Here is a 25,538-nt window from a genome sequence, read left to right on the forward strand (position 1 = left end):
ACAAGACAATGTGGAGCGGTAGTTCAGTTGGTTAGAATACCGGCCTGTCACGCCGGGGGTCGCGGGTTCGAGTCCCGTCCGCTCCGCCACTGATAAGAGTCCCTAGCAGCAATGCTGGGGATTTTTTATTGTTCGCTATTAATCCGTTCGCTATTAATTCGAGACAAAAGCAGTCAGCGGATAAGTTTAATTGAATAGCATACCGGCCTGTCACGCCGGAGGGCGCGCCTGTTTTTAATAGCAGAGAGTCCCGTCCGCTCCGCCACTGATAAAGAGTCCCTAGCAGCAATGCTGGGGATTTTTTGTATCTGCTGAACTGAGACATAATCAGCAGAACTTGGTCCTATCTCTACTCATCAACCTTTTTGGAAGTCGCTGATTACTCGCCATAATGCTCTGACTAATGGATCATCGAGTTGCGATCGTTTACAGCATACCCCTAACTTAAAAGGTTTAATTGGTAATACTGAAAGCTTTTGCACCTTATCTCTGAGTGGACTATTGTTGATCACGACATCTGGGGCCACGCCAACGCCACAACCTAATGCGACTAAACTCACGATCGCTTCATGTCCGGCGATTTGTGCATAGATATTGGGTTTAATCTTCATTTTCTTAAACCAACTGTTTGCTCTCTCTCGTGCTGTCCCTGCCTCAGGAACAATAAAGGGTATTTGGTTCCAATCGGGAAACTCTTTTTGCAGCTCTTCTAAAAAGTGACTGATCCCTGTAGGGGCGATCACTGACAGCGGTATTTCACTGATCGTAGCGAATTCAAGCCTTGAAGGCACATTGTCAGGGATGGCTGCAATGGCAATATCCGCCTCATCTTCAAGAATAATTTCAATCGCTTGAGCTGGATCGCCGGTGAGTAATTTGAATTCAATATAAGGATGTTGGAGACGAAAAGCATTGAGTAAATCAGGTAAGTGGCTGTAACTGGCAGTGACCGAGCAAAATAAACGAATTTCACCTTTCAGTTCACTGTGCTGTTCATTGAGTTGTAATTGTAGTTGTCGCCAGTCATTAAGCATACGCTGGGCGACAGGTAAGAGTTTATAGCCAGATGGGGTGATCTCAACACTTCGATTATCGCGAACAAACAAACTGTGACCAATCTCGTCCTCGAGCTTTTGAATTTGTCGACTCAGTGCTGAAGGGCTGACATGCAATGCTTTTGCGGTACTACTAAAGTTTTTATGCTCACAGAGGTGTACAAATAGCTGCAGGGTTTTTATGTTCATCAATTCCGCCATTGTTGCATTTATTGCAATTACTACTTGTGAATATATCACTTTAAGCAATGATGTTCATGCACTACTATGAAAGCTATTCGGTGTATGACCACCGACCGTATGGATCATCATCAAGGAGCGCCCAATGGCTAACTATTTCAACACATTAAATTTACGCGAACAGCTCGATCAGTTGGGTCGTTGCCGATTTATGGCCCGAGAAGAATTTGCGTCAGAAGCCGATTATCTGAAAGGTAAGAAAATAGTCATTGTAGGGTGTGGTGCTCAGGGCCTGAACCAAGGCCTAAATATGCGTGATTCTGGACTTGATATTGCCTATGCTTTACGTCAAGCGGCGATTGATGAACAACGTCAATCCTATAAGAATGCGCAAAGTAATGGTTTTCAAGTCGGTAGCTATGAAACACTGATTCCGCAGGCGGATCTAGTGATTAACCTAACCCCAGATAAGCAACACACTAACGTGGTAGAAAGTATTATGCCACTAATGAAACAAGGGGCAGCACTTGGTTATTCTCATGGTTTCAATATTGTCGAAGAAGGCATGCAGATCCGCAAAGATATTACGGTCGTGATGGTCGCACCTAAGTGCCCAGGAACGGAAGTTCGTGAAGAGTATAAGCGTGGCTTTGGCGTTCCTACCTTAATTGCGGTCCATCCGGAAAATGATCCTCAAGGCGAAGGCTGGGAAATTGCTAAAGCGTGGGCGGCGGCAACGGGGGGCCATCGTGCTGGGTGCTTGGAATCTTCGTTTATTGCAGAAGTAAAATCTGACTTAATGGGTGAACAAACCATTCTTTGTGGGATGTTACAAGCGGGCTCAATTGTCTGTTATGAAAAGATGGTTGCTGAAGGCGTTGACCCAAGTTATGCCGGAAAACTACTCCAATATGGTTGGGAAACCATCACAGAAGCACTCAAGTTTGGCGGTATCACTCATATGATGGATCGCCTATCAAATCCAGCTAAAGTAAAAGCTTTTGAGTTATCAGAGCAACTTAAAGATTTATTACGCCCACTGTATAACAAACACATGGATGACATTATTGCTGGTCACTTCTCTCGGACTATGATGGCTGACTGGGCGAATGATGATGCTGAGCTACTGGGGTGGCGCGCCGAAACGGCACAAACTGCGTTTGAAAATTATCCTGATTCGAACATCAAAATTGCTGAACAAGAGTATTTTGATAATGGCATTCTGATGATTGCGATGGTTCGTGCTGGGGTTGAGCTAGCCTTTGAGGCGATGACCGCATCAGGAATTATCGACGAATCGGCCTACTATGAATCACTACACGAGTTACCATTGATAGCCAATACTATTGCCCGTAAGCGTTTGTATGAAATGAACGTAGTGATTTCGGATACTGCTGAGTATGGTAATTACTTATTTGCCAACGTCGCCACACCATTGCTGCGTGAGCAATTTATGCCTTCAGTAAGTACCGATGTGATTGGCAAGGGACTTGGTGCGGTTTCCAATCAAGTCGATAACGCAACGTTAATTGAAGTTAATAGTGCGATTCGCAACCACCCAGTTGAATATATTGGTGAAGAACTTCGTGGCTATATGCAAGATATGAAGCGTATCGCGGTTGGTGATTAACCGCTATTAACCGCTAGTCACACTAAAGAGCAACACAGCAAACACAACAACATAAAAATATAATAAAGGGGCTGAGTGATACACGAAGCCCCACTTTTTTCCTTCCGGTTCACATTTCCCAGTTAACGCTACTTATTTTTCGTTAAGTTTCGCTTCCAGCTCGTTAAGTTTCTGCTCCATATCGCTGAGCTTTTGACGCGTACGTAGTAAGACTTGCGTTTGTACATCAAATTCTTCTCGGCTAACCACATCGAGTTTATTTAATTGTCCTTGGATAACTTGGCGCACTTTTTGTTCGACATCAGAGCCGAGATCTTTGACGGGTTGAGGCATTGAGTCGTGGATTTGTTTAGCAATTTGTTCTAGTTTTTTGGGATCAAACATTGGGTGGTCTCTCCTTATTTATTGCCGCTATTCTATGCAATTCATGGTTGAAAGTCGTTACTTAGCCAATAAAAAAGGCCACGTTTGTGGCCTTTGCGATAACAGAGGAAGAAGCTTACGAGCGATTTTCTGCTAGTTGCCGTTGAGCGGCTTTTGCTTCATCAATCCGTGCGAGTTTCTCTAGATCTTTATCTTCAACGAAGATAGGAAGCGGTTTGTGTTTCTCCGCTAAATAGCTATAAATTACCGGAAGTACAAATAGCGTAAACAGAGTACCAATCGAGAGACCCGCGACAATCACGATGCCAATACTAAAGCGCTGTGCGGCTCCTGCACCCGTTGCGTACATCAGTGGTATCAAGCCTGCAATCATCGCCGCTGTAGTCATCAATATGGGACGTAGACGAACCTTGGCTGCTGCCATCACGGCATCAATACGGCTGAGCTTATTATGTAACTGCTCTTCTTTGGCCACCTCACAAATCAAAATCCCGTGCTTAGTAATCAAACCGACCAGAGTGATTAACCCGACTTGCGAGTAGATATTCATGGTTGATGCTCCCCACGCCAGGGCGATCAGCGCGCCGCAGATAGCTAAAGGTACAGATACCATGATCACTAATGGATCGCGAATCGATTCAAATTGAATCGCCAAAACTAGGAAGATAATCGCTAATGCTAAGCCAAAGGTCACGTAGAGTGCGCTTCCCTCTGTCACGTATTGTCTTGCTTCGCCCATATAATCATGGCTATAGCCTTTAGGCAGTTGAGTTTCAGCAATGTTTTCAAACCAAGCGATGGCATCACCCATGGCGGTACCTGGTGCAGGTACCGCACCAACCGTTGCTGAATTTAACTGATTAAAGTGAGGCAGTGAGCGCGGCTCGGCGACCACATCAATGGTGATCAAGCTGCCCAATGGGATCATGTTGCCATCGGAAGCCCGTACAAAGTAGTTTTTCATTGATTCAGGATTAAGGCGATATTTACGCTCGACCTGCGGAATGACCTCGTAAGATCGGCCATCTAAGTCAATACGGTTAACATAGCCATCGGCCATCATGGTCCCTAACGTCATACCAATATCCTGCATGGTCACACCGTAAGCGCCCGCCTTGTCCTTGTCGATGTTGATTTTCATCGTCGCGGAATCGTAGTTCAGATCCAAATCCGAATAGATAAAGAGTGGGCTAGCTTTGACTTGTGTTAATACATCACTGGCAATGGTGAATAAGCTCTCAAATGCGTTAGGTGTAGTGATGACAAACTGAATCGGTAACCCAGAACCCGCGCCGGGTAACTCAGGCATTTGGAAAGCAGTTACCGCCATGCCGGGAATATCTTGTACTAAGTGGCCAACACGTTTCGTCACCTCTGCTTGACTGGCTTGACGTTCGCTCCAAGGGAACATTGAAGCAATACCAAACGCTTGGTTAGAATTTGGAACCCCGGTAAACACTTGAGCAAATTGTACCTCTGGCTGATCAGAGAGAATTTTATTCACTTCATGCATCGTATTCGATAGGTAATCTAAGTTAGCGTTAGATTGTCCAGTACCGAGTAGCATGATTACCCCTTTATCTTCCGATGGGGCCAGTTCACTAGGAATGAATTTAAATAAAACGGGTAGACTCGCAAACACGATGATCGCAAAGGCAATCACGACTGGGCGATGCAACATCACCGCTTGCAACATGCGATCATAGCGCTGAGTTAACTTATCGAGTAGATGATGCACGGTTTGTTCAAATTTGCTCGGTATTTCATTGGCTTTGAGCATCTTCGAGCACATCATCGGTGATAAGGTTAAGGCGATAATACCAGAGACAAACACTGCGCCAGCTAAGGTTAGCGCAAACTCTTTAAACAATGCACCCGTGATCCCGCCCATTAAAGCGATCGGAGCATATACCGCACCTAGCGTTAAAGTCATCGAAATGACTGGAACCGCGATTTCCCGAGTACCGATAATTGCCGCTCGAAACGGTGACTCTCCTTCTTTAATATGCCGGTCAATGTTTTCTAGTACGACAATCGCATCATCAACCACCAGACCGATCGCCAACACCATCGCAAGTAGTGTCATCAGGTTCCATGAGAATCCCATCGCTTGCATCACCATAGCGACACCAATCAGTGATAGTGGAATGGTAATAATGGGAATAATCACCGCTCGCAGCGATCCTAAGAATAGCGTGATCACCACCAGTACAATTAACGCCGCTTCAATGATGGTTTTGATAACCTCATGAATGGATTCATTAATCGCAACGGTTGAGTCATACATGATATTCATTTTTATCGTGCTTGGCATATTGCGCTCAAGCTCAGGCAGGACATCAAGAACATCTTTGGCAATATTGATAGGGTTAGCGCTTGGGGCGGCGTTAATTGCTGCCACAACCGCTTCTTGCCCATTAGCACTCGCCCGGTAGCTGTCATGACTCTTCGCTAAACTGACTTTGGCAATGTCAGCCAGACGAATAATGTTGCTAGCATCGGTCCTTACGACAAGGTTTTTGAGCTCTTCAACACTAGAGACTTGAGTATCAGCGCTACCATTAAACAGCACAAACTCACCAGTGATTTGACCGGTCGCCGATTGATAGTTATTTGCACTCAATACGCCCATAACATCTTTCGCGGTTAGATTAAACGCCGCCATTTTTGCCGGATCTAACCACACACGTAGGGCATATTTCATACCCCCGTACAGATCGATACTGGAAATACCATTAATTGCGTACAGTTGAGGGTTAATCACCCGTTGTAAATAATCGGTGATCTGACTGGAATCAAGTTCATTGCTAGTGAAACCCAGATACAACACGGCGGTTGTTGAACCTGTCGACATACTGACCGATGGATCTTCGGCCTCTTTTGGTAGCTGAGAGCGAACCGAGTTGGTTTTGGCTAAAATATCTGCCAATGCTGCGTTAGGGTCAGTATTGAGTTTCATGTAAACGGTGATTTTGGAGCTACCTAACACCGATTGAGACGTCATATAGTCAATATTATCGGCTTGAGCCACCGCTTGTTCTAATGGCTGAGTGATAAAGCCTTGAATCAAGTCGGCACTGGCACCGTAATAACTGGTAGAGACCGTAATCACCGTATTGGTCATTTCAGGGTATTCGCTCACTTGCATTTTGAACATCGCTTGCAAACCAAGCAATGCAATCAAAAAGCTGATCGATACCGCTAAAACTGGACGTTTAATAAAAACATCAGTAAAGCGCATAATTCCTCCGGTTACAGCATCGGTGTTTTGGCTGGTGGAGTCGTCGCATCGCTTTCTACGATACGTACTTTCACGCCATTGCTTAAACGAACTTGCCCTGTAGTGACGACGACATCCCCAGGATTTATGCCTTCGAGGATATGAGCAATGTCACGAGTACGTTCACCAACTTTGATGACTCTTTGTTCGACACGCTGTTCACCTTTATCTTTAGTCAACACAAATACACTATCGCCATAGAGTGTAAAGGTGATGGCGGTTTGAGGCAGAGTCACCTGATTCTCTAGTGTTGGTAAGATGATGTGCGAGCGAGCAAACATACCACTGCGTAATTTACCATCGCTATTAGGGATATCCGCTTGAACTTGAATCAAACCACTTTGCACGCTAACGGCAGGTTCAATCGCCGTGATCGAGCCTTTAAACGAATCGTCAGGATAAGCATCGACAAAAATATCAACATTTTGTCCGATGAAAATGCGGGAAATATCAGTTTGTGGCACGGTAAAACGTAGACGCATGACGGTGGTGTCTTCTAGGCGTACGATGTCAGTGCCGGGTTGTAAATATTGACCGAGATTGACATTACGAATACCTACCACGCCAGCAAAAGGGGCCTTAATTTCGCGGCGAGCGATAGCGGCTTTTAAGCTTTCGATATCGGCAGCGAGCGAGTAGTAACTGGCTTCTGCGTCATCAAGAGCTTCTTTAGATATTGACCCTTTACTGAACAAACCTTTATAGCGCTCATATTTGGCTTTTGCGGCAGGGAGTCGAGCTTTTGAGCTCTTTAAATTGGCTTGTTCGACGGCAGAGTCAAGCATTACCAATGGTTGATCTTCTTCTACTTGAGCGCCTGATTCAAACAAGATGCGATCAATCACGCCACTGGTTTCTGTCGTTAGAGTGACGCCTTGATTCGGCTCAATAAAACCAATGGCTTCAATCACGGGTACCCAATCAACGGCATTGACCTCAGTGACCGTTACCGGAAATTCTGCTTCAGGTCGATTGGCCATAAATTCAGCGATTTTTTGCTGTTTAAACAGATTGAAACCTATCACGCTACCAAATAGCAGCACCACGATAAGTAACATAAATAATGTCCACTTTTTCATTCTGGTGAGAACTCCAAGTTAATGTTGAATGACGGTATCTCAATCGGCTCGATAACGACTTGAAATGTGCCACATGGTTGAAATTTTTCCCTATCACAATCGATGATAGGGGTTAGGTTTTCTTGAGTTTGGGACCAAGTGCGCTGGATACACCTCATGCTCAATAGCTAAATAAACCGGTAACAACGTTTATAAAACGTAGGTGGTTGTACCGATGATTACCAGTAAAGAGAGAGTCCAATAGCTATTTTTTGCTCAATTCATTTTATTTGCAATCAGTTGTTATGGTTTGGCGTTCATATTTTTCTTCTGACTGAATAATAAGCTTGCCATCATATCTGATTAACTGAGGTCACATTATAGCCTACAACCTAACCATGTTTGCAATACAGTTGTGCAGTAAATGAGAAAAAATTTTACTTTGCGACTGTTTTTTGAGTTCAACATAGTATTGAGCCATCAGCGGCATTATGATTAGCGTCTTGAATAATCCACACAGAGAAGAAGATGAAGCTGAACTCACGACAAGATGAAGCGGTAAAGTATGTATCGGGTCCTTGTCTCGTCCTCGCGGGAGCTGGGTCGGGAAAAACCCGCGTGATTACCAATAAAATTGCCTATTTAGTTCAGCAGTGTGGATATAAGGCACGTAATATTGCAGCGGTGACCTTTACTAATAAAGCCGCTCGAGAAATGAAAGATCGCGTTGGTCAAACATTAGGTAAAGCGGAGTCGCGTGGTCTCATCGTATCAACGTTTCATACCCTTGGTTTAACTATTATTCGAAGAGAGTACAAAGCGTTAGGGTTAAAACCCGGTTTCTCATTATTCGACGATCAAGATCAATTAGCATTATTGAAAGAGCTCACGGAATCTCAGTTAGAGGGCGATAAAGATTTGTTGCGTCAGCTATTAAGTACCATTTCTAATTGGAAGAATGACATGGTATCGCCGCAACAAGCCAAAGCCATCGCAAAGGGTGAGCAGCAACAACTTTTTGCTTTTTGTTATGAGTGTTATCAGAAGCAGATGCAAGCGTATAACGCCTTAGACTTCGACGATTTGATCTCACTACCCGTTCGGCTCTTGCGTGATCATCAAGAGGTGAGAACGCGCTGGCAAAGTCGTATCCGATATTTACTCGTTGATGAATATCAAGACACCAACACCAGTCAGTATGAATTAGTTAAACTATTGGTCGGTGAGCGTGGGCGTTTAACTGTCGTGGGTGATGATGATCAATCGATCTACTCTTGGCGAGGCGCTCGACCACAAAATTTGGTCCAGCTAGGTCAAGATTTTAGTCATTTAAAATTGATTAAATTAGAGCAGAACTATCGTTCAACCAGTCGAATTTTACGTGCCGCGAACATTTTGATAGCTAACAATCCTCATGTGTATGAAAAAGTACTGTTTTCCGATATTCCTGATGGAGAAAAACTCAAAGTCATTATTGCTAATAATGAAGATCATGAAGCTGAGCGAGTCACTGCAGAGCTGATCGCCCATAAATTTCTTAATCGTACCGAATACCGTGATTACGCGATTTTATATCGGGGTAATCATCAGTCGCGTCTGATTGAAAAGTCACTGATGCAGAACCGAGTGCCTTATAAGTTATCTGGGGGAACGTCATTTTTTGCTCGGGCAGAAATTAAAGACATCATGGCTTATTTGCGAGTTTTGGTGAATCCGGATGACGATAATGCCTTTTTACGGATCGTGAATACTCCTAAGCGAGAAATAGGGCCTGCGACCTTAGAAAAACTAGGTAGTTACGCCAACATGCGAGGTAAAAGTCTGTTTGCGGCGAGTTTTGAACTGGGATTGGAACAACATTTAGCGGGGCGAGGCCTGGATAATGTACGACGTTTTACGCAGTGGTTAGTTGAAATCACCGATAATGCGGAACGTGGCAATACTGTCGAAGCCTTACGCTCGCTGGTGCGTGATATTCACTACGAAGATTGGTTGTATGAGACATCTTCAAGCGCGAAAGCGGCGGAAATGCGTATGAAAAATGTTTCCGAGCTTTATTCGTGGATTGTCGCCGATTTAGAAGGTGACAATTATGATCAAGAAGAGAAAACGCTTAAAGAAGTGGTTCAACGCTTGACCCTACGTGACATGATGGAGCGTGGCGAGCAAGATGACGATAGTGATGCTGTTCAGCTAATGACGTTGCATGCCTCGAAAGGATTGGAGTTTCCTTACGTTTATCTGATAGGCGCTGAAGAAGGCATTTTGCCTCATCAAACCAGTATTGATGAAGAGAATGTCGAAGAGGAGCGTCGTTTGATGTACGTTGGCATTACACGAGCGCAGCGAGAATTAACGTTTACCGTTTGTAAAGAACGCCGTCAGTTTGGTGAACTGATTAAACCGACCCAAAGTCGCTTTTTGGATGAATTACCTTACGACGATGTTGAATGGGAAACGAAGAAAAAAGTGCTTTCTCAAGAAGAGCGAATGAATAAAGGCCAAGCACATATCGCTAATTTAAAAGCCATGTTTACTAAAAAATAGCCAATATCGACTTTAGCCATTAACGGATTATTTTGGGTGATGGCGTATTGTCTATCACTGATAACGCGCTTTAGAGGCAAGAGTTAGCGGTAAAATTGGCTTTTATCGGCAAGGTTTGTTGAAAAAGACGCCAAACAAGAAAAAAAGTTGAAAAAGTACTAGACGCCCTCAGGGGATATCCGTATTATTCCACTCCGCCGATAGGGCATGCGCCCGTAGCTCAGCTGGATAGAGCGTTGGCCTCCGGAGCCAAAGGTCGAAGGTTCGAATCCTTTCGGGCGCGCCATCCGGTTGGTTGATTAGGGTGTGTATTGGCAACATCAGTGGTGGCTATAGCTCAGTTGGTAGAGCCCCGGATTGTGATTCCGGTTGTCGCGAGTTCGAGCCTCGTTAGTCACCCCATTATTTTGGTAGCAATGGCTTCCATTCTTGATTTTTCGAGATAAAAAATTGTTTCGGTGAGCCGCGCAGTTTAGTAGCGCATCCCGAGTTTGGGAATAGCGGACCAGAGGGCGACCCTCGGTAGTTATTCTTAAAGTAAAAATTGTTTCGGTGAGCAGCGCAGCTTGGTAGCGCATCCCGAGTTTAGGAATAGTGGACCAGAGGGCGACCCTCGGTAGTTATTCTTAAAGTAAAAATTGTTTCGGTGAATAGCGCAGCTTGGTAGCGCATCTGGTTTGGGACCAGAGGGTCGGGGGTTCGAATCCCTCTTCACCGACCATTTTCAATAAGTTAAGCAGTTAGCTTAACTGACAAATAGCTATAATTAGTTAGCTATTACAAAGATTGATGGTGGCTATAGCTCAGTTGGTAGAGCCCCGGATTGTGATTCCGGTTGTCGCGAGTTCGAGCCTCGTTAGTCACCCCATTATTTAAGCAGTATAAAAAGATATCGGTGAACGGCGCAACTTGGTAGCGCATCCCGATTTTATGAGCAGCGGACTAGAGGGCGACCCTCGGTAGTTGTTCTTAAAGCAAAAAATTGTTTCGGTGAATAGCGCAGCTTGGTAGCGCATCTGGTTTGGGACCAGAGGGTCGGGGGTTCGAATCCCTCTTCACCGACCACTATAAGAAGCCCTAGTCGAAAGACTGGGGCTTTTTTCATGCGCTAAATTTAAAATGATATAGCGCTCTTGCTAGGGTCGGGGGTTCGCCTGATATTCAAGCCCAGCTCTTCACCGACCACTACAAGAAGCCCCAGTCGAAAGACTGGGGCTTTTTGTGATCATGGTAGAGATAAGTGGTGAGTCAGCGCTGAGTTGAGCTTTTCGATAACTCAGCGATAAATTTATCTTTTCGAGTTTGCTTGTTGCTTTTATGTGAAAATTTTGCCAAATTGTTCAACTTGTAAATAACCAGAACAATGGACTGGTCAAAAGGATTAATTGGTACTGACTGAATAATCAGCCATTTTATGGTCTGAATCAGTCAGTCTCAGACACGGATAATTACGCCATAGCGGTTGAGGTCTGGTTTGCATGTCACTTTTAGAAGTTAATAACTTACGCATAGAATATCCCTCACGTCATGGGGTTCATGTTGCGGTAAAATCACTCACACTGGATATTCAGCGCGGTGAAATTGTCGGTGTCGTCGGTGAATCGGGGGCTGGCAAATCGACCGTCGGTAATGCAATTATTGATCTATTGAGTCCTCCTGGCACCGTTGCTGGTGGTGAGGTGTTTTTAAATGGCGAGAAAATTTCTGGCCTATCAATAGAAAAAATGCGCCAAGTGCGTGGTTCAAAAATCGGCTTTATTTTTCAAGATCCGATGACGTCTTTAAATCCATTATTCACCGTTGAACAGCAGTTAACGGAAACCATTCATGCCAATATGAAGGTGAGTAATGAACAGGCTTACCAACGCGCATTAGCGTTGATGAATCAAGTAGGTATTCCGCAGCCTGAAAATCGTCTTAAGCAGTATCCTCATCAATTTTCAGGTGGTATGCGTCAAAGAGTGGTTATCGCTATCGCCTTGGCCGGAGAGCCGGACCTGATCATTGCCGATGAGCCAACCACTGCGCTAGACGTGTCTATTCAAGATCAGATCTTGAGTTTGATTCGTGATTTGTGTAAGAAAAATAATGTTGGCTGTATGCTGGTGACCCACGATATGGGCGTTGTTTCTAATGTTACCGACCGTGTTGCGGTTATGTATCGCGGTGATCTCGTCGAATTTGGACCGACGGCGAAAGTGCTTGGCGACCCTGATCATCCTTACACACGTAGTTTGATCTCTGCCGTCCCGCGTTCGGACATCAAATTAGACCGATTTCCGCTGGTTAGCTACATCGAGCAAGCCAGTGAACTGGCGCCACTGGATATCAAAACCCATTGGTTAGGACAAAGCCAAGATCAGCGTGCCTATACTGGCCCACTATTGAATGTTGAGCAGGTTAACTTGCGCTTTGTAACCAAAGACTCATTGTTTGCCAGTCGTCGTGAATATGTTCAAGCATCGAACAATGTCAGTTTCCAAGTCCATGAAGGGGAAACGTTTGGACTGGTCGGTGAGTCGGGATCGGGTAAATCAACCATCGCGCGAGTGATCGCGGGCTTATATCAACCTAATGAAGGTCGAGTGACGTTTGAGGGAATCGATCTTACCGCTCTCAAATCGGAAAAACAGCGTCGTCCTATCCGCCGTCAAATGCAAATGGTGTTTCAAAATCCGTATACGTCAATGAATCCTCGCATGAAGGTGATGGACATTATTGCTGAACCAATTCGCTTCCACCATTTGACCGACAATGAATCGCAAACGCGGCAAATCGTGCACGATCTTTTAGAGTATGTTGGCTTGGGCCGAATGGCTGGCGTTAAGTATCCTCATGAGTTTTCTGGTGGTCAGCGTCAACGTATTTCGATTGCTCGAGCTCTCGCGACTCGTCCTCGTTTATTGATTTGTGATGAACCGACTTCTGCCTTGGATGTTTCTGTACAAGCACAAATCTTGAACTTATTAAAAGACTTACAGCAAGAGCTCAATTTAACCATGTTATTCATCAGTCATGATTTGCCAGTTATTCGCCAAATGTGTGACCGAGTCGGGGTGATGAAGATGGGGACCTTATTGGAAGTTGCCCCAACAGAGCAATTGTTTACCCATCCACAACATGAATACAGTCAGCAATTGATCTCGTTAATGCCGGAATTCACAGGCTTAAGAGAACAACGAGTCTCGGCTTAATGCGCGATGAGCGTTAAAGGTTGACGATAGATCATCGACGTTGTACCCAATAACCAAAACAACCCATAGGGATATCGATTCCCGCATAAGGAGTTATGCAATGAAAATCATTAAAAGCAAGCTAGCCCTAGCCTTAATTGCTGCTGGACTGAGTTTTTCGCTCAACGCTGCACAAATCAAAATCGCTTACGATTCAGACCCCGTGTCGATGGATCCTCATGAGCAGCTCTCTGGCGGTACACTTCAGTTATCGCACATGGTATTTGACCCGCTGATTCGTTTTACTCAAGACATGCAATTTGAAGCTCGTTTAGCAAAATCTTGGCAGCGTTTGGATGATGAAACCATGCGCTTTCATTTGCGCGAAGGCGTTAAATTTCACTCTGGTAATCCTTTCACTGCCGATGATGTGATATGGACGTTCAATCGCTTGAAAGAGTCCGCCGATTTTAAAGGTATTTTTGAACCGCTAGCATCGATCAACAAAGTGGATGATTACACGGTGGATATCAAAACTAATGGTGTTTATCCCCTGATCGAAAACGTCGCGACCTATATCTTCCCGATGGACAGTCAGTTTTACTCCGGTAAAACCGCCGATGGCAAAGATAAAGCGGAAATTGTCAAACACGGTTCTTCCTTTGCTTCTTTGAATGCTTCGGGCACAGGCCCTTTCATTATTACTCACCGTGAGCAGGGTATTCGTATGGAGTTTGCTCGCTTTACGGATTATTGGGATAAAGCCAGTAAAGGTAACGTCGAGAAACTGACTCTCGTGCCAATCAAAGAAGATGCAACCCGTGTGGCGGCATTATTATCCGGTGGGGTAGATATGATTTCTCCTGTCTCACCTAATGATTACCAACGCATTCGTAATGCGCGCGACGTTGAGCTGTACACCATGCCGGGTACGCGAGTGATCACCTTTCAATTAAACCAAAATAGTCATGAAGCACTACGTGATGTACGTGTTCGCCAAGCGATTGTCTATGCGATTAATAATCAAGGGATTGTCGATCGTGTTATGCGCGGCGCAGCAACGGCCGCGGGTCAGCAAAGTCCAGTCGGTTATGCCGGTTATAACGAGAATCTCAAACCGCGTTTTGATCTTGAAAAAGCCAAACAACTGATGAAAGACGCAGGTTATGAACAAGGCTTTAATTTGTCGATGATTTCGCCGAATAACCGCTATGTTAATGACGATAAAATTGCTCAAGCCGCTTCTGCAATGCTTGCTCGTATCAATATTAAAGTTGATTTGAAAACCATGCCTAAAGCGCAATATTGGCCAGAATTTGATAAATGTGCGGCGGATATGTTGCTGATTGGTTGGCACCCAGATACAGAAGATTCCGCTAACTTTACCGAGTTTTTGACCATGACGCGTAATGAACAGACTGGTAAAGGGCAGTACAACTGTGGTCACTACTCTAATCCAGAAGTGGATGCCTTAGTTAATGCGTCTAACGTCGAGACCGATTTAGCCAAACGCAGTGAGATGCTGAAAAAGGTAGAAGAGATCCTATACAACGAAGCGGCCTTTGTACCATTGCATTGGCAAGACCCCTCTTGGGCTGCGAAGAAAAACCTTGAGTTAGCGCCGATCATCAATGGTATGGACTTCCCTTACTTTGGTGATCTGGTTGTCAACAAGTAGCGTTTAGATAACCTTTCTGAAATGTTTGAGGTTGAGGAAAGGTTGCCCTCTTAGATGGCAACCTTTTTCTTCTTTAAAGCCGTTGTTTATTGTGGTCAATATTGTCATCACCCCAGCAGGGTGATGGATAGTGTTGTAAGGGGCAGGGAATGTTTTCTTTTTTGATCAAACGCCTATATCAGGCACTGATCGTTATGTTTGTGATTAGCTTGGTGGCGTTTGCCATCCAAGATAACTTAGGCGATCCGTTGCGTGAACTGGTTGGGCAATCGGTGTCGGAAGCACAGCGCCAAGCGATGCGTGATGAGTTGGGGCTTAATGACCCATTTTTGGTCAAATATAGTCGTTTCTTAGGCGCGGCGATCAAAGGTGATTTAGGGACTTCCTACTTTTTCAAACGTCCAGCGGCTGAGGTGATTTTGGATAAACTGGTTGCGACTCTTGAGCTGGTTTTTGCCGCGACCGTGATCATCATTACCTTATCGATTCCATTAGGCGTCTATTCGGCTATCCACCCTAAACGGTTGTTTTCGAAACTTATTATGGCAGGCAGCAGCATTGGTATTTCGATCCCAGTCTTTTTGACCGCCATTATGTTGATGTATGTGTTTTCGATTGAACTGGGCTGGCTGCCTTCTTATGGCCGCGGACAAACCACCAACGTTTTCGGCTGGCAGTCGGGGTTATTTAACCTCAATGGGTTAAGTCATTTAGTGTTACCAAGTGTCGCTTTGTCTTCGATTATGCTACCTCTGTTTATTCGTTTAGTCCGAGCAGAGATGTTAGAAGTTTTAAACTCTGAATACATTAAGTTCGCTAAAGCCAAAGGCTTAGCGATGAATAAAATCTATTTTCAACATGCTTTAAAAAATACCCTATTACCGGTGTTGACGGTAGGCGGTGTACAAATTGGTACCATGGTGGCGTATACCATTTTGACCGAAACGGTCTTTCAGTGGCCGGGGACTGGATTGCTCTTTTTGGAAGCGATTAATCGTGTCGATACACCGCTGATCACGGCCTACGTAATTTTTGTTGGGTTAATTTTTGTCGTCACCAATACGATCGTTGACTTACTGTATGGATTAATTAATCCGACGGTGAATCTCACCGGAAAAGGAGCCTAATCATGACGGCAATAACAACCATGCCCTCCGCTTGGCAGCGTTTTAAACAGTCGGATTTTTTGTATTATTTTTTACGCGATAAAGTGGCGATGGTCAGCTTTGCGCTATTTAGTGTTTTTTTACTGTTAGCCTTGTTAGCGCCTGTGATTGCGCCGAGTAATCCTTACGATCTCGCCAGTATCGACATCATGGATTCTGAGCTGCCTCCTATGTGGATAGACGGCGGTGATGGGCAATTTGTATTGGGTACTGATGGGCAAGGCCGAGATATTCTCTCAACCATTTTGTATGGCTCGCGCTTATCACTGACGATAGGCTTTCTCGCCGTTGGGTTGCAGCTTATCTTAGGGATCATTATTGGTCTTTCTGCGGGCTATTTTGGTGGGCGTATCGACAGTTTTTTAATGCGTTTTGCCGACATTCAACTCTCTTTTTCGACCATGATGGTAGCCATCATTGTTTCGGCGATTTTTAAAGCCAGTTTTGGCGGCGAGTTTTATAGCCAATATGCGGTGATCATGCTGGTGGTGATCATCGGTATTGCGGAATGGCCTCAGTATGCTCGAACCATTCGCGCATCCGTGTTAGCCGAAAAGCAAAAAGAGTACGTTGAAGCGGCGCGCGTGATGGGGTTTAAGTCGTTACGGATTATGTTTCGCCATATTTTGCCCAACTGTTTATCACCAATCTTAGTCATTTCGACAGTACAAATCGCCAATGCGATCATGTCTGAAGCGGCGTTATCGTTTCTTGGTTTAGGACTGCCTGTCGATCAACCTTCTTTAGGAGCATTAATCAGCACCGGATTTAAGTATATTTTCTCTGGAGCATGGTGGATAACCGTATTCCCCGGCATCATTTTGATCAGCTTAGTTTTGGTGATTAACTTACTAGGAGATTGGCTGCGTGATGTCTTTAATCCTAAAATTTATAAAGGTTAAGGTCTAGCTGATTGATTTTATATCGATATGCCACTTACACTGAGAGTCGTCATTGAAGACGACTCTCTTTTTCTAGACATAGAGGTTGGCGTGATTTTCGCAGTGGTTTTTAGGTCATTGAGTTAGTAGCGAATCAAATCACGGTTGTCACTAAAGTTGGGATAACGATAGATATGAGAATCAGCACAATCAACACTGCACCACGAGGGCTCGTTTACCTACTATTGGGCGGAGCTTTATTCTTCAACGGCCCATTATTTGCGCAAGAGGTACTTTGCGAAGCGACGCAAGCCTCTAGCGAACAGTTACCGGTTCTGGCCAGTCATTGCCCGATCGGTGATGGGTTATGGGGCAATAGTCAGCCACGTTCAAGTCAATCTCAGTTCTGGATTCAATGTGGTCTACTTGATAAACCCTTATCGCTTGAACAAGCGAAGCTTATCTATCAACAGATTTCAACCCATGTATGGATGAAGCCAGAAGGGCGAGCCACACGCTGTTTGATCGGCCCCTACGATAGTTTTACCCAAGCACGCAGTGAGTTGATGCTGGTTAATAACCTTGCCGCTTATCGTGATGCGTTTATTCGAGAAATTCGCCCATCAGCACCTCCGCCCTCAACACCAACCACTCCAACCACGGTCAGTCCGGCAAAACAGGCGGAACGAAAAGTGGCAGAAAGTGGTGTAGCGGCAATTCAACCGCTACGCTCTGCTCGGCCTGTAAGTGTTTCTGAAGATGTTGAGATCCGTCATCAAGCGACGATTAATGGCACGACTTATGTCGTTCCTTATAGCTTTGCGACAAATAAGTCGTTTTATATGGAGCACAACCAGCCATGGAATCGACTCAGTTATGACGAAGCAAGAACGCTCTGTCAGCAACAAACGATGCGTTTAGTGAATCAGCAAGAGTGGCAGCAGCTATTAGCCAGTCAAATTGCCGAGCGAGATCAGTGGCCATTATACATTCCCTATTGGGGAGAAGGCCGTAAAGGGTTATTTGCCAGCGGTAAAGTGACTCAACTACAAGGTAATTCGAAGCTGAATGTACTGTGTGTAAAGTCGGTGAGTCAGTAAAAAAGCCCCGCATAGCGGGGCTTGAGATTCTTAGTCTTGCATGATCGGAAAATGACGAATTAACTTATCCATCAGCTCTTTGTCTTGGCTAAATAAGCTGTATCTGGCATTAGATTCAGTGTTGTTTGTCTCTTTGCTCCATTCAACACCGATATAAAAATCACCAAAGTCTCGTTGTAAATAACGAATTCGGGTTTTTTGATCTTCTAACTCTTCAGCTTGTTCAATGCGCTGGCCATCTGGGGTGTCGATTACTGACCAAACACCATAGTTTTTAAAGTCGTCTGGTAAGATAGAAATCGTATTAAAACGCCCCTCTTTGAACTGTGTTTCCATATAAGAGTAACTCAACATTGGTCCATCGAACTCTTCAACATAATCACCAGCTTCAACAAACAAAGTATATTCGGTGGTGCCCGCTGTGATTTTTTTGTTGATGGCCAGCGTGTCGCTAAACGTGGTCTCTGAGGAGTCTAACCAAAACAGTTGAACAGGACCGTATTGGATCAATAGCTGATAAGATCCATCGACTAGCTGGTGTTGGTAGAGCATTTCAATGCGTTGATTACTTGTATCAGCTAGTGTTCCATCGGGGTTAATGGTGACTGCCCAGCAATCTTTGTGCTCGTAGTTCAAATAGCCCGATTGTTGATCAAGTTTACTCAACACCTCAAATGGTGTTGGGCCGCCGGACTGATGACTAAAATCACGACTTCTACTGATGTTACCTTTGTAGCTTTTTTGGTCGTTGATTTTTTTATCGCCCCAACACATTTGTAATTGATCGTTATGATTAAGTAGTGCAGCGTAGCCGATCTCTCCATCATTATCGGCAAAGCTACCCATTTTCCAGGTTTGATTATTGAAATGGTCGAGTGTAAAACGCAGTGCAGGCTCTGCAACTGGCGGTGCTATCCCTTCTTTTACCTCTGGTAAAGTAAAGGTTGTCGAGCTTTTTGCTCCTTGGTCATCTTTGACCTTAACGGTAAAGGTTTTTCCAGCTGGAGAAGCTTGGCTTGGGGTGCCACTGAGTGTGATCATTGGGCTATCAACATCAGCGATGGTTAATCCTGCAACTTGTACCTCACCGCCCCAATAGCTAACGACTTGGCCATCGGTATCGTTAAATAGCGCGCTGATATTAATCGATTGATCAAACGCTTCCCCTTGTTGTAGATACCAAGCATCGATCTGTTGCTGTAATGTCTCTTTTTCAGCTAGATTGATGACGGGGGCTTGATTAAGCGCAGCAATCTGTAAGTTCAGTTGTACGCGTACTTGACCTCGCACGTCCTTTTGGTCGTCTTTATCGGTGGCGACTAAGATCAAATAAAGATTATCTTGTGCCTTGAGCTCAGAGCCGTTTGAGCTGAGAACCAATTGCTGATGGTCAATTTTCGCGCTCAGTCCTGAAGGCTTTAAATTCTGCTCTAATGTAACCTCAACAGTAGGTTGGTCTTTATCGCTAAATAAGTCTGCGATAGAAAACGCTTGGTCAGCAAAGGTGTCGCCTTCTTTGAGATTTAGATTGGCAAAATCGGCCTCAAGTTTACCCTTAACCTCTTTGCTCACCTGCAGTTTATGGTTGGTGACTACATTAGGGGTGAAACCACTCTCGGCATTCTCATTGATAATCACTGGACGTTGATTGACATCCTTGATCTCTGTCTCGCCCATGTTACCGACGAGTTCTGCTGCTTGTTCGGCAAACTGCGCCGCATTTTTCTCATAGCTCGCTGGGTTAGCGGCTTTCGAGTCGGTGAGGATCTGGGCTTTTTTATGCAGCTTAGGATTGGTGTTGGTAAAATCGCTTAATAGTTCCGCCTGGTTATCCAGCCCTAAAGTGTTAGCAACGGTTTGTTTCGCTTGAGTGAGGTCGCTGGTCGGATCGTTTTCCATTGCTAGCACAATCAAATCGGTGATTGGCGAAATCACCTGCTGCTGCGCCTCAAGGGTAGGGGCGCGCAATACCACTTCATGAGCCATGGCTTGAGCGGGATGGTCCATATCAATGGTGTATTTACCGGCATAAGCCGCATTTTGGCTCGCCAAACGGCGCTGCACCGCTCCACCAGGGGTCAAGGTTTGTACTGCTAAGTGACCTTTGAGTTGATAGTCAGCCGGTAATTCCAATTGACCACTTTGGTTAGTTAAGCCAAATACATACTCATTATCATCGAATTTGCCGTTTTTATTCGCATCGTCAAAGATCACCGCTTGATAAAAGTGACCATCAAGGGCGGTGATTAACACTCCCGCTGCAATGGGTGGCTGCTCGCTATTATCCGCGCTATCGGAACCACAGCCGCTCAATGCGATTGCTACTGACAGAGTTAGTAAACTAATTTTGTTCATTATGTTGAATTTCCTTGCAAATTTATTGCACCGAACACCTTAACTATTAAGCCTATAGTTAAGGTTTATCCTTTTGCTATTTAAAGCCGCAGTCTTGTATAAAGAAGCCACAAACTGCTGCAAAAATCAGCTCGAAAGATAAACAGACCCTAGTAATAGGCGTGGTTTTACTGGCTTTTGATATCAATATCAAGGAACGGAAATCAGCGGAAAATCCGTAAAATTTATTTTATTTTTTTTGTTTGTCGAGCGTTGGCATTTAGCGCCAAATGGGTAGTATCTGCGCCTCTCATCATAAGGAGTGGAACATGAGACAATCTCTCACCATCGCTAGCTGTGTATTTTGCTCATTTTCTTGTTTGGCCGCTAATACAGCAGAATATGGTTATTCATATTTCACATTGGGGGTTGAGAATGTTCATTACCAAGAGCAACATGGCGCGACTCAATCTTCAGTCACTATGCTTAATCCGGTGCTCAATAGCGGTGGTTTATATCGCATCAATACGAATTGGGATTTTTCAATTGATGCTTTGGGTACATTTTCTCCTCGCAATGCACAAGAGCAGTGGCAAGGCCAGCGCTTGCAAGATAATCAGACCGAATATTTTAAAACGGCAACCCATGTACAACTGCACTATAAATGGCAAGATCATTGGCGGATAGTGGCTGGACCTTCATTTACTTATCAGACTTACACCCGTTATGCCGCCAACACTTATTTAGGACAAGGCCATTTACAAAATGTGGGTACTTGGAAGGAAACCATGACTCAAGTTTATCTTGATGCTGGGCTTGGCTATGACTCTGGTTATCTCAGTGGTGCTGAAGGGTGGCAGTGGAAAGGTAAGCTAATGTTCGGCCTACCTCTATGGAATCGAACCACCAATTCACAGTTTGCCGATATGAGTTTTGATAGCTTTGGTTTTCGCACTGGGCTTGAGGGCTCACTGAGTTATCAAATTATGCCGGGACTGAATGTGGGTGGCTTTATGCTGTTTAGCTATGAAAAGCGCTTTGCTTCCCAAAATAAGCGAGTTGAGTTGAATCATTGTCTGACCATGGAACAAGGCCATTGCAGTGAATATCAACCACGATCCGCCAACGCTTTAGTTCCTGAGGCGGATACCGTGACATTTAGCCTTGGTCTACAGGCATTATGGCGATTTTAGGTGACTTACTTAGGTGAATGGTAAATCAGATTAATCGCAAATTTCTCCAATAAGTGCGCGTATTCAGGACGCGGATAAAGTAAATAGGTATAAATTTCACCCGCAACCGGCACATCTTGAGCTAAAAACTCATGGTCTAAATAGACGGCGATACGGGTTTTGGTTCGTGCATATTCACCACATAAAGGAGGATAGTTGCCAGCGCGATCACCACTTTCACTAATTAAGGGGATTTGATAGTGGCTAGAACCAATTAAGCTCGAATAGGCCCAATAAGGCTCGATATCTCGACAAAACAGACTATGAGTTGGATGGAAAACATTCAGATCTGAATCTGCAGGTTGGTAGTAATTTGGTTGGATGTGGCGTACGTCAAAAATATAGTTAAATAGGCCGATGGGATAAAACTCTTGCTGGGCATTGAGCATCAGATAATCGAAATTTAAGCTTTGATACTGATATTCACCGGTATCTACGTTCAAGCGTGATTCTGCGCCAACTCGTTGATCAAATAAACTGAACGCCATCTCTTGGCCATTTTCGTTACTGGTAATGTGATAAATCATCAAATCGGAATAAAAATGAGAGGGATAATGATGACGCAGCTGCCAACTGGCGGTTTTTCCGGCTGGAAAGTGTAAGTGAATTTGTTCATCTTGCTGCTGATAGGTGGCCACGATTCTCATCTCATCTAGCTGCGGGCAGCGTCGTCGATGGTTAGCTGCCGCGTACCAGACGTTACCTTCTTTGAGTTCGAATAACTCACACTGTAAAACATGAAACGGGTAACGCTGGCTGCCAAGGGTTCTAGTGGTATTAATTCGATATAAGGGTTGATCGATTAACATATCGCTTAGCGGTAGCTGTGGTTTAATTGCAGGCAACGAAAAATGTGCCGTCACCCAATTTTCAGACTCTAATCCATGTTGATTATCATTAGCTGAGATACTGAGCCTTAGCTCGCTTTCTTGACTGTCAGCGATACCTGTCAGGGTTAAGGGTGTTAAACTACGTACTTGTAGTGCGCGACTATTAAGTTCAACCCGATAGCTGAGTAAATCGCCATCTGGATCAATAAATAAAGGTTCAATGGCAACGGAATAATGGATCGTGCTGCCGTGTTGTAATACCCAACCAGAAATCTGCTGTTGTAGTTGCTCATAGTAGGCTTGATTAATATGAGGAGGGCGATTTTTGGTCGTGTCTGGGGCCGTCTTGGTAATATCTCTTCTCTGGCGAGCTGTTAGTGAATGAAATTCTTCAATCGTCAGATTCTCATCGTTAACTGGCTGCGTAACGCTCTCTGATGGCGTTGCCTCCAAGACTGGTTGCTTAGGATCCAGATTAATCACCATGTTGAGCTCATGGCTTAGTTGAAGTTCAATGATCTCTTCTTGGCGTGAGCGCGGTGATAAACCCAGCGTTACGGCCATTGTTGATGGTTCAATTTTTTGACTGACAAGTGTGGTAGATTCGGCAGCGGATGGTTGACTTGACCATTGCCAGTAGATAAGAGTTAAGCAACCAAGGCCAATCAATCCAACTAGGTATCTCATTATTGATGCATCCGCAGTTGTAGCCACGATTGAGCAAATTTAAGATCTTTTTCGATTAAGCTGGTGCTGCACTCTAACAGTTGACTTATTTCGTTGATTTTTAAGCCAAGAAAATATTTTAACTTTAACGCGTTGGATTGCCTTGGGTAGCGAACCGTAAAGCTATCTAAGGTTTGATCGAGCAAAATCAGCTGTTCAACATTCGCTTCTGCTGGGGTAGGGAGCGATACTGTGGCTTGGCGCTTCTGAGCTTGCACTGTTCTGGCATGATCAATCAATATTTGCCCCATGACTTTAGCGGCGAGCAGTAAAAATTCACGTTGATGGCGAATCTGTTGTAAATCGGCTTGCGCTAATTTGATGTAGGCTTCATGAACCAGTACGGTGGTATTGTATAACTCCTCACTTAATACCGGGTTATCGTGACCATATTTAGCGATGTTTTTACGCCGTTCTTGTTCGGCTAAACGGCGCAGTTGTTGATAAGCCAACTGATATAACTGCGCTTCGGCCTCTTTATCCCCTTGCTGCCACTGGTGTAAGATCTGGGTAAAGTGACTCATTTAGTTTTTATCTCATGGTGTTGTTTGGTGAACTCGCTGGCGTAAAGTAGTTGTAAGGTTTCACTGCCATCTTGGGCACGAATTTTTTGCTGTTGTAAGCGATACAAAATTCCTTGATCCCAGCGCTCTCCAGCAGGCAGATACTCCCAACTGACAATCTGTCTACCTTGTTCCGCATCATACCAAGTGACGCTGGTGTTGAGCTGGGCAAGCTGTGCATAAGGCTCTGGATTATTACGCCACCACATGGCAGGAAACTGAGCGGAGATATCTTCGCGATAGTTGTTGATTTGCGCTGGGCAGTTTGGTTGATGCTGTGGGCCGAGCTTAATCGCATTCGGTGAGATAAGCAGACAACGATATTCGATACCATTTTTTTGATAGAAGGTTTGTCGCCAAATACCCGATAGATTGATTTGGTCACCTTTCTGTTGTGGGTAAGTAAAGGCTAAAGTTTGTCCTAAATTATGATGGCTAATATGCTGGTTTGGGCCTAAGCCTTGTACTTTTTCGATCAATAACTGGCTCTCAGGGTGAAAACTTAGCGCAATAGTACGATATTTCCAGTCGCCTTCATCGTCGTGATCTTCGACATAAAAGCCACTTAAATCATTGTTAGTGCAACCGGTAAGGGCACAGCCAAGTAGCCCTTGGCGATCAACAAAAGGTTGCAAAGGCTCGGTTGATTGCGAGGTAATAGCCCCCTTGATATCGAGATGACAATTTTGAAAATAGTCGCCGGGCGAGGGGTATTCAGTGACGCCATCGTTGTCAATCGAAAAGATAATACGGCCAATGGGAGGTTGGTAGTCTGGGTGAAATTGACGATCCAGATCATGCAAACATACTCTGCCATGCCAGTCGCGTTTTTGAATCATGGTATTGATTAATCGCTGACCTTGAGGATGAAAAATTACTTTTACTAAATCTTGAGCGGTGGCTGCGTCATTTTGAGTACCACTAGCTAAGCAAGAGAGGCTTAACAAGCACAATAAGCCGACCAAAAATCGAGTAAATTTAAGCCGTGGGCAGAGGATAGTGATGTTCATTGACATGGGTTATCAGAGCAATTGAGTATGAGTTTTTGTTTAGGTACGTTCGGAGCCACTAAGGCTGCCAGTAGTTTTTGTTTAATATGTTGTGGTATCTCTTGGCTGGACAGTAGTGATCGCCGAGTCATATCGAGCATTCCTTCGAGAGTGAGTGACTCTCCTTGTGCGTACTGTGCGTGATGCATCAGGGTGGTTAATTGCAATAATATCTTTTCTGTGATTTGTTGTTCTTGCTGTAATTGTCGGTTTTTTTCGATCAGCGTATAAGAGAACATCATCACCAAGCAAACGAGAAGTAAACTGAGTGCACTAAGCATGGGACGACGTCGAATAAAACAACTTAGTACGTGCCACGGTTGATCAGACTGTTTTTTTATCGGACGATGTGCAAGCAGCGCACTGAGGAATCCCCTAATGATTTTGATAAAAATCATCAAGTTAAGGTAGATACACACCTTGTCGTATGATCAAATGGTTTCGCCAAAAATCAATAACCAGACAACAAGATGTGCGAACTCGATATTTTACACGACTCTCTTTACCAATTCTGCCCCGAATTACACTTAAAACGACTCAACAGCTTAACGTTGGCTTGCCACGCATTACTTGACTGTAAAACTCTCACTCTTACCGAACTTGGCCGTAACCTGCCGACCAAAGCGAGAACAAAACATAACATCAAACGAATCGACCGATTATTAGGTAATC

At 44.6% G+C, this 25,538-nt stretch carries 17 protein-coding genes, 6 tRNA genes and 1 pseudogene; 15 read left to right on the forward strand and 9 right to left on the reverse strand.

What is annotated here, in order from left to right; genetic code table 11:
• Window positions 1-12: 12 nt before the first annotated feature.
• Window positions 13-89, forward strand: a tRNA-Asp gene (locus FKN93_RS14835).
• 267 nt (window positions 90-356) lie between these two features.
• Here FKN93_RS14835 and ilvY read toward each other — a convergent pair.
• Window positions 357-1,244 (reverse strand): HTH-type transcriptional activator IlvY, encoded by an 888-nt coding sequence (ilvY, locus tag FKN93_RS14840; protein WP_170905440.1) that lies wholly within the window; start codon window positions 1,242-1,244, stop codon window positions 357-359.
• 136 nt (window positions 1,245-1,380) lie between these two features.
• On the opposite strand from ilvY, the gene ilvC reads away from it, so the two are divergent.
• A complete protein-coding gene (gene ilvC, locus FKN93_RS14845) occupies window positions 1,381-2,865 on the forward strand; it encodes a ketol-acid reductoisomerase (RefSeq protein WP_170905441.1) in 1,485 nt (494 codons plus the stop codon).
• A 132-nt stretch (window positions 2,866-2,997) separates the two neighbouring features.
• Here the strand turns inward: ilvC and FKN93_RS14850 are convergent, their stop codons facing one another.
• The 3 genes from FKN93_RS14850 to FKN93_RS14860 all read right to left on the reverse strand — a co-directional run bounded on the left by FKN93_RS14850 (window position 2,998) and on the right by FKN93_RS14860 (window position 7,608).
• Entirely contained in the window at window positions 2,998-3,249 is a 252-nt protein-coding gene (locus FKN93_RS14850) for an accessory factor UbiK family protein (RefSeq protein WP_154169639.1), read from the reverse strand.
• Between the two features lie 115 nt (window positions 3,250-3,364).
• Window positions 3,365-6,490: a multidrug efflux RND transporter permease subunit gene (locus tag FKN93_RS14855; protein WP_154169637.1), complete on the reverse strand. Its 3,126-nt coding sequence runs from the start codon at window positions 6,488-6,490 to the stop codon at window positions 3,365-3,367.
• An 11-nt stretch (window positions 6,491-6,501) separates the two neighbouring features.
• A complete protein-coding gene (locus FKN93_RS14860) occupies window positions 6,502-7,608 on the reverse strand; it encodes an efflux RND transporter periplasmic adaptor subunit (RefSeq protein WP_040905713.1) in 1,107 nt (368 codons plus the stop codon).
• Between the two features lie 507 nt (window positions 7,609-8,115).
• Between FKN93_RS14860 and rep the strand changes: the two genes are divergently transcribed.
• From rep to FKN93_RS14915, 11 genes are all read left to right on the forward strand, one after another.
• Window positions 8,116-10,134, forward strand: coding sequence for a DNA helicase Rep (gene rep, locus FKN93_RS14865; protein ID WP_170905442.1), 2,019 nt, complete (start codon window positions 8,116-8,118; stop codon window positions 10,132-10,134).
• Window positions 10,135-10,343: 209 nt separating this feature from the next.
• Window positions 10,344-10,420 (forward strand) — tRNA-Arg (locus FKN93_RS14870).
• Between the two features lie 40 nt (window positions 10,421-10,460).
• A tRNA-His gene (locus FKN93_RS14875) sits at window positions 10,461-10,536 on the forward strand.
• A 242-nt stretch (window positions 10,537-10,778) separates the two neighbouring features.
• Window positions 10,779-10,855 (forward strand) — tRNA-Pro (locus FKN93_RS14880).
• A gap of 71 nt (window positions 10,856-10,926) precedes the next feature.
• Window positions 10,927-11,002, forward strand: a tRNA-His gene (locus tag FKN93_RS14885).
• A 120-nt stretch (window positions 11,003-11,122) separates the two neighbouring features.
• Window positions 11,123-11,199 (forward strand) — tRNA-Pro (locus tag FKN93_RS14890).
• 413 nt (window positions 11,200-11,612) lie between these two features.
• On the forward strand, window positions 11,613-13,328 hold the full coding sequence (locus FKN93_RS14895) for an ABC transporter ATP-binding protein (RefSeq protein WP_158144503.1): 1,716 nt from the start codon (window positions 11,613-11,615) through the stop codon (window positions 13,326-13,328).
• Window positions 13,329-13,428: 100 nt separating this feature from the next.
• On the forward strand, window positions 13,429-14,985 hold the full coding sequence (locus tag FKN93_RS14900) for an ABC transporter substrate-binding protein (protein WP_170905443.1): 1,557 nt from the start codon (window positions 13,429-13,431) through the stop codon (window positions 14,983-14,985).
• A gap of 149 nt (window positions 14,986-15,134) precedes the next feature.
• Window positions 15,135-16,112: an ABC transporter permease gene (locus FKN93_RS14905; protein ID WP_154169629.1), complete on the forward strand. Its 978-nt coding sequence runs from the start codon at window positions 15,135-15,137 to the stop codon at window positions 16,110-16,112.
• A gap of 2 nt (window positions 16,113-16,114) precedes the next feature.
• On the forward strand, window positions 16,115-17,053 hold the full coding sequence (locus FKN93_RS14910; protein WP_154169627.1) for an ABC transporter permease: 939 nt from the start codon (window positions 16,115-16,117) through the stop codon (window positions 17,051-17,053).
• A 173-nt stretch (window positions 17,054-17,226) separates the two neighbouring features.
• Window positions 17,227-18,132 (forward strand): SPOR domain-containing protein, encoded by a 906-nt coding sequence (locus FKN93_RS14915; protein WP_170905444.1) that lies wholly within the window; start codon window positions 17,227-17,229, stop codon window positions 18,130-18,132.
• A 30-nt stretch (window positions 18,133-18,162) separates the two neighbouring features.
• Here the strand turns inward: FKN93_RS14915 and FKN93_RS17615 are convergent, their stop codons facing one another.
• Window positions 18,163-20,487 carry an Ig domain-containing protein gene (locus FKN93_RS17615; protein ID WP_212752420.1) on the reverse strand — a complete coding sequence of 775 codons (2,325 nt, stop codon included), beginning with the start codon at window positions 20,485-20,487 and terminating at the stop codon, window positions 18,163-18,165.
• A gap of 308 nt (window positions 20,488-20,795) precedes the next feature.
• On the opposite strand from FKN93_RS17615, the gene FKN93_RS14925 reads away from it, so the two are divergent.
• Window positions 20,796-21,659, forward strand: coding sequence for a hypothetical protein (locus FKN93_RS14925; RefSeq protein WP_170905445.1), 864 nt, complete (start codon window positions 20,796-20,798; stop codon window positions 21,657-21,659).
• A gap of 5 nt (window positions 21,660-21,664) precedes the next feature.
• On the opposite strand, the gene FKN93_RS14930 is transcribed toward FKN93_RS14925, so the two are convergent.
• From FKN93_RS14930 to FKN93_RS14945, 4 genes are read right to left on the reverse strand one after another with little or no spacing between them, the layout of a single operon-like run.
• On the reverse strand, window positions 21,665-23,215 hold the full coding sequence (locus FKN93_RS14930; RefSeq protein WP_170905446.1) for a hypothetical protein: 1,551 nt from the start codon (window positions 23,213-23,215) through the stop codon (window positions 21,665-21,667).
• On the reverse strand, window positions 23,215-23,778 hold the full coding sequence (locus tag FKN93_RS14935) for an ECF-type sigma factor (protein WP_004397507.1): 564 nt from the start codon (window positions 23,776-23,778) through the stop codon (window positions 23,215-23,217). The genes FKN93_RS14930 and FKN93_RS14935 overlap by 1 nt, the downstream gene beginning before the upstream one ends.
• Entirely contained in the window at window positions 23,775-24,833 is a 1,059-nt protein-coding gene (locus FKN93_RS14940) for a hypothetical protein (protein ID WP_004397506.1), read from the reverse strand. Before FKN93_RS14940 ends, FKN93_RS14935 begins: the two co-directional genes overlap by 4 nt.
• Window positions 24,824-25,147, reverse strand: coding sequence for a hypothetical protein (locus tag FKN93_RS14945; protein ID WP_249374194.1), 324 nt, complete (start codon window positions 25,145-25,147; stop codon window positions 24,824-24,826). The genes FKN93_RS14940 and FKN93_RS14945 overlap by 10 nt, the downstream gene beginning before the upstream one ends.
• 189 nt (window positions 25,148-25,336) lie before the next feature.
• Between FKN93_RS14945 and FKN93_RS14950 the strand changes: the two are divergent.
• Window positions 25,337-25,538: pseudogene (locus tag FKN93_RS14950) on the forward strand (IS4 family transposase); the annotation flags it as partial.

This window comes from Vibrio sp. A8-1 (assembly GCF_013048685.1).
GTDB lineage: Bacteria > Pseudomonadota > Gammaproteobacteria > Enterobacterales > Vibrionaceae > Vibrio > Vibrio metschnikovii.

Excerpts from the sequence above, each read along its gene's own strand:
- FKN93_RS14935 (WP_004397507.1), bottom strand. The coding sequence starts at position 23,778 with ATGAGTCACTTTACCCAGATCTTACACCAGTGGCAGCAAGGGGATAAA.
- FKN93_RS14910 (WP_154169627.1), top strand. The coding sequence starts at position 16,115 with ATGACGGCAATAACAACCATGCCCTCCGCTTGGCAGCGTTTTAAACAG.
- FKN93_RS17615 (WP_212752420.1), bottom strand. The coding sequence starts at position 20,487 with ATGAACAAAATTAGTTTACTAACTCTGTCAGTAGCAATCGCATTGAGC.
- FKN93_RS14855 (WP_154169637.1), bottom strand. The coding sequence starts at position 6,490 with ATGCGCTTTACTGATGTTTTTATTAAACGTCCAGTTTTAGCGGTATCG.
- FKN93_RS14930 (WP_170905446.1), bottom strand. The coding sequence starts at position 23,215 with ATGAGATACCTAGTTGGATTGATTGGCCTTGGTTGCTTAACTCTTATC.
- FKN93_RS14905 (WP_154169629.1), top strand. The coding sequence starts at position 15,135 with ATGTTTTCTTTTTTGATCAAACGCCTATATCAGGCACTGATCGTTATG.
- FKN93_RS14945 (WP_249374194.1), bottom strand. The coding sequence starts at position 25,147 with ATGCTTAGTGCACTCAGTTTACTTCTCGTTTGCTTGGTGATGATGTTC.
- FKN93_RS14895 (WP_158144503.1), top strand. The coding sequence starts at position 11,613 with ATGTCACTTTTAGAAGTTAATAACTTACGCATAGAATATCCCTCACGT.
- rep (WP_170905442.1), top strand. The coding sequence starts at position 8,116 with ATGAAGCTGAACTCACGACAAGATGAAGCGGTAAAGTATGTATCGGGT.
- FKN93_RS14900 (WP_170905443.1), top strand. The coding sequence starts at position 13,429 with ATGAAAATCATTAAAAGCAAGCTAGCCCTAGCCTTAATTGCTGCTGGA.
- ilvY (WP_170905440.1), bottom strand. The coding sequence starts at position 1,244 with ATGAACATAAAAACCCTGCAGCTATTTGTACACCTCTGTGAGCATAAA.
- FKN93_RS14850 (WP_154169639.1), bottom strand. The coding sequence starts at position 3,249 with ATGTTTGATCCCAAAAAACTAGAACAAATTGCTAAACAAATCCACGAC.
- FKN93_RS14915 (WP_170905444.1), top strand. The coding sequence starts at position 17,227 with ATGAGAATCAGCACAATCAACACTGCACCACGAGGGCTCGTTTACCTA.
- FKN93_RS14940 (WP_004397506.1), bottom strand. The coding sequence starts at position 24,833 with ATGTCAATGAACATCACTATCCTCTGCCCACGGCTTAAATTTACTCGA.
- FKN93_RS14860 (WP_040905713.1), bottom strand. The coding sequence starts at position 7,608 with ATGAAAAAGTGGACATTATTTATGTTACTTATCGTGGTGCTGCTATTT.
- FKN93_RS14925 (WP_170905445.1), top strand. The coding sequence starts at position 20,796 with ATGAGACAATCTCTCACCATCGCTAGCTGTGTATTTTGCTCATTTTCT.
- ilvC (WP_170905441.1), top strand. The coding sequence starts at position 1,381 with ATGGCTAACTATTTCAACACATTAAATTTACGCGAACAGCTCGATCAG.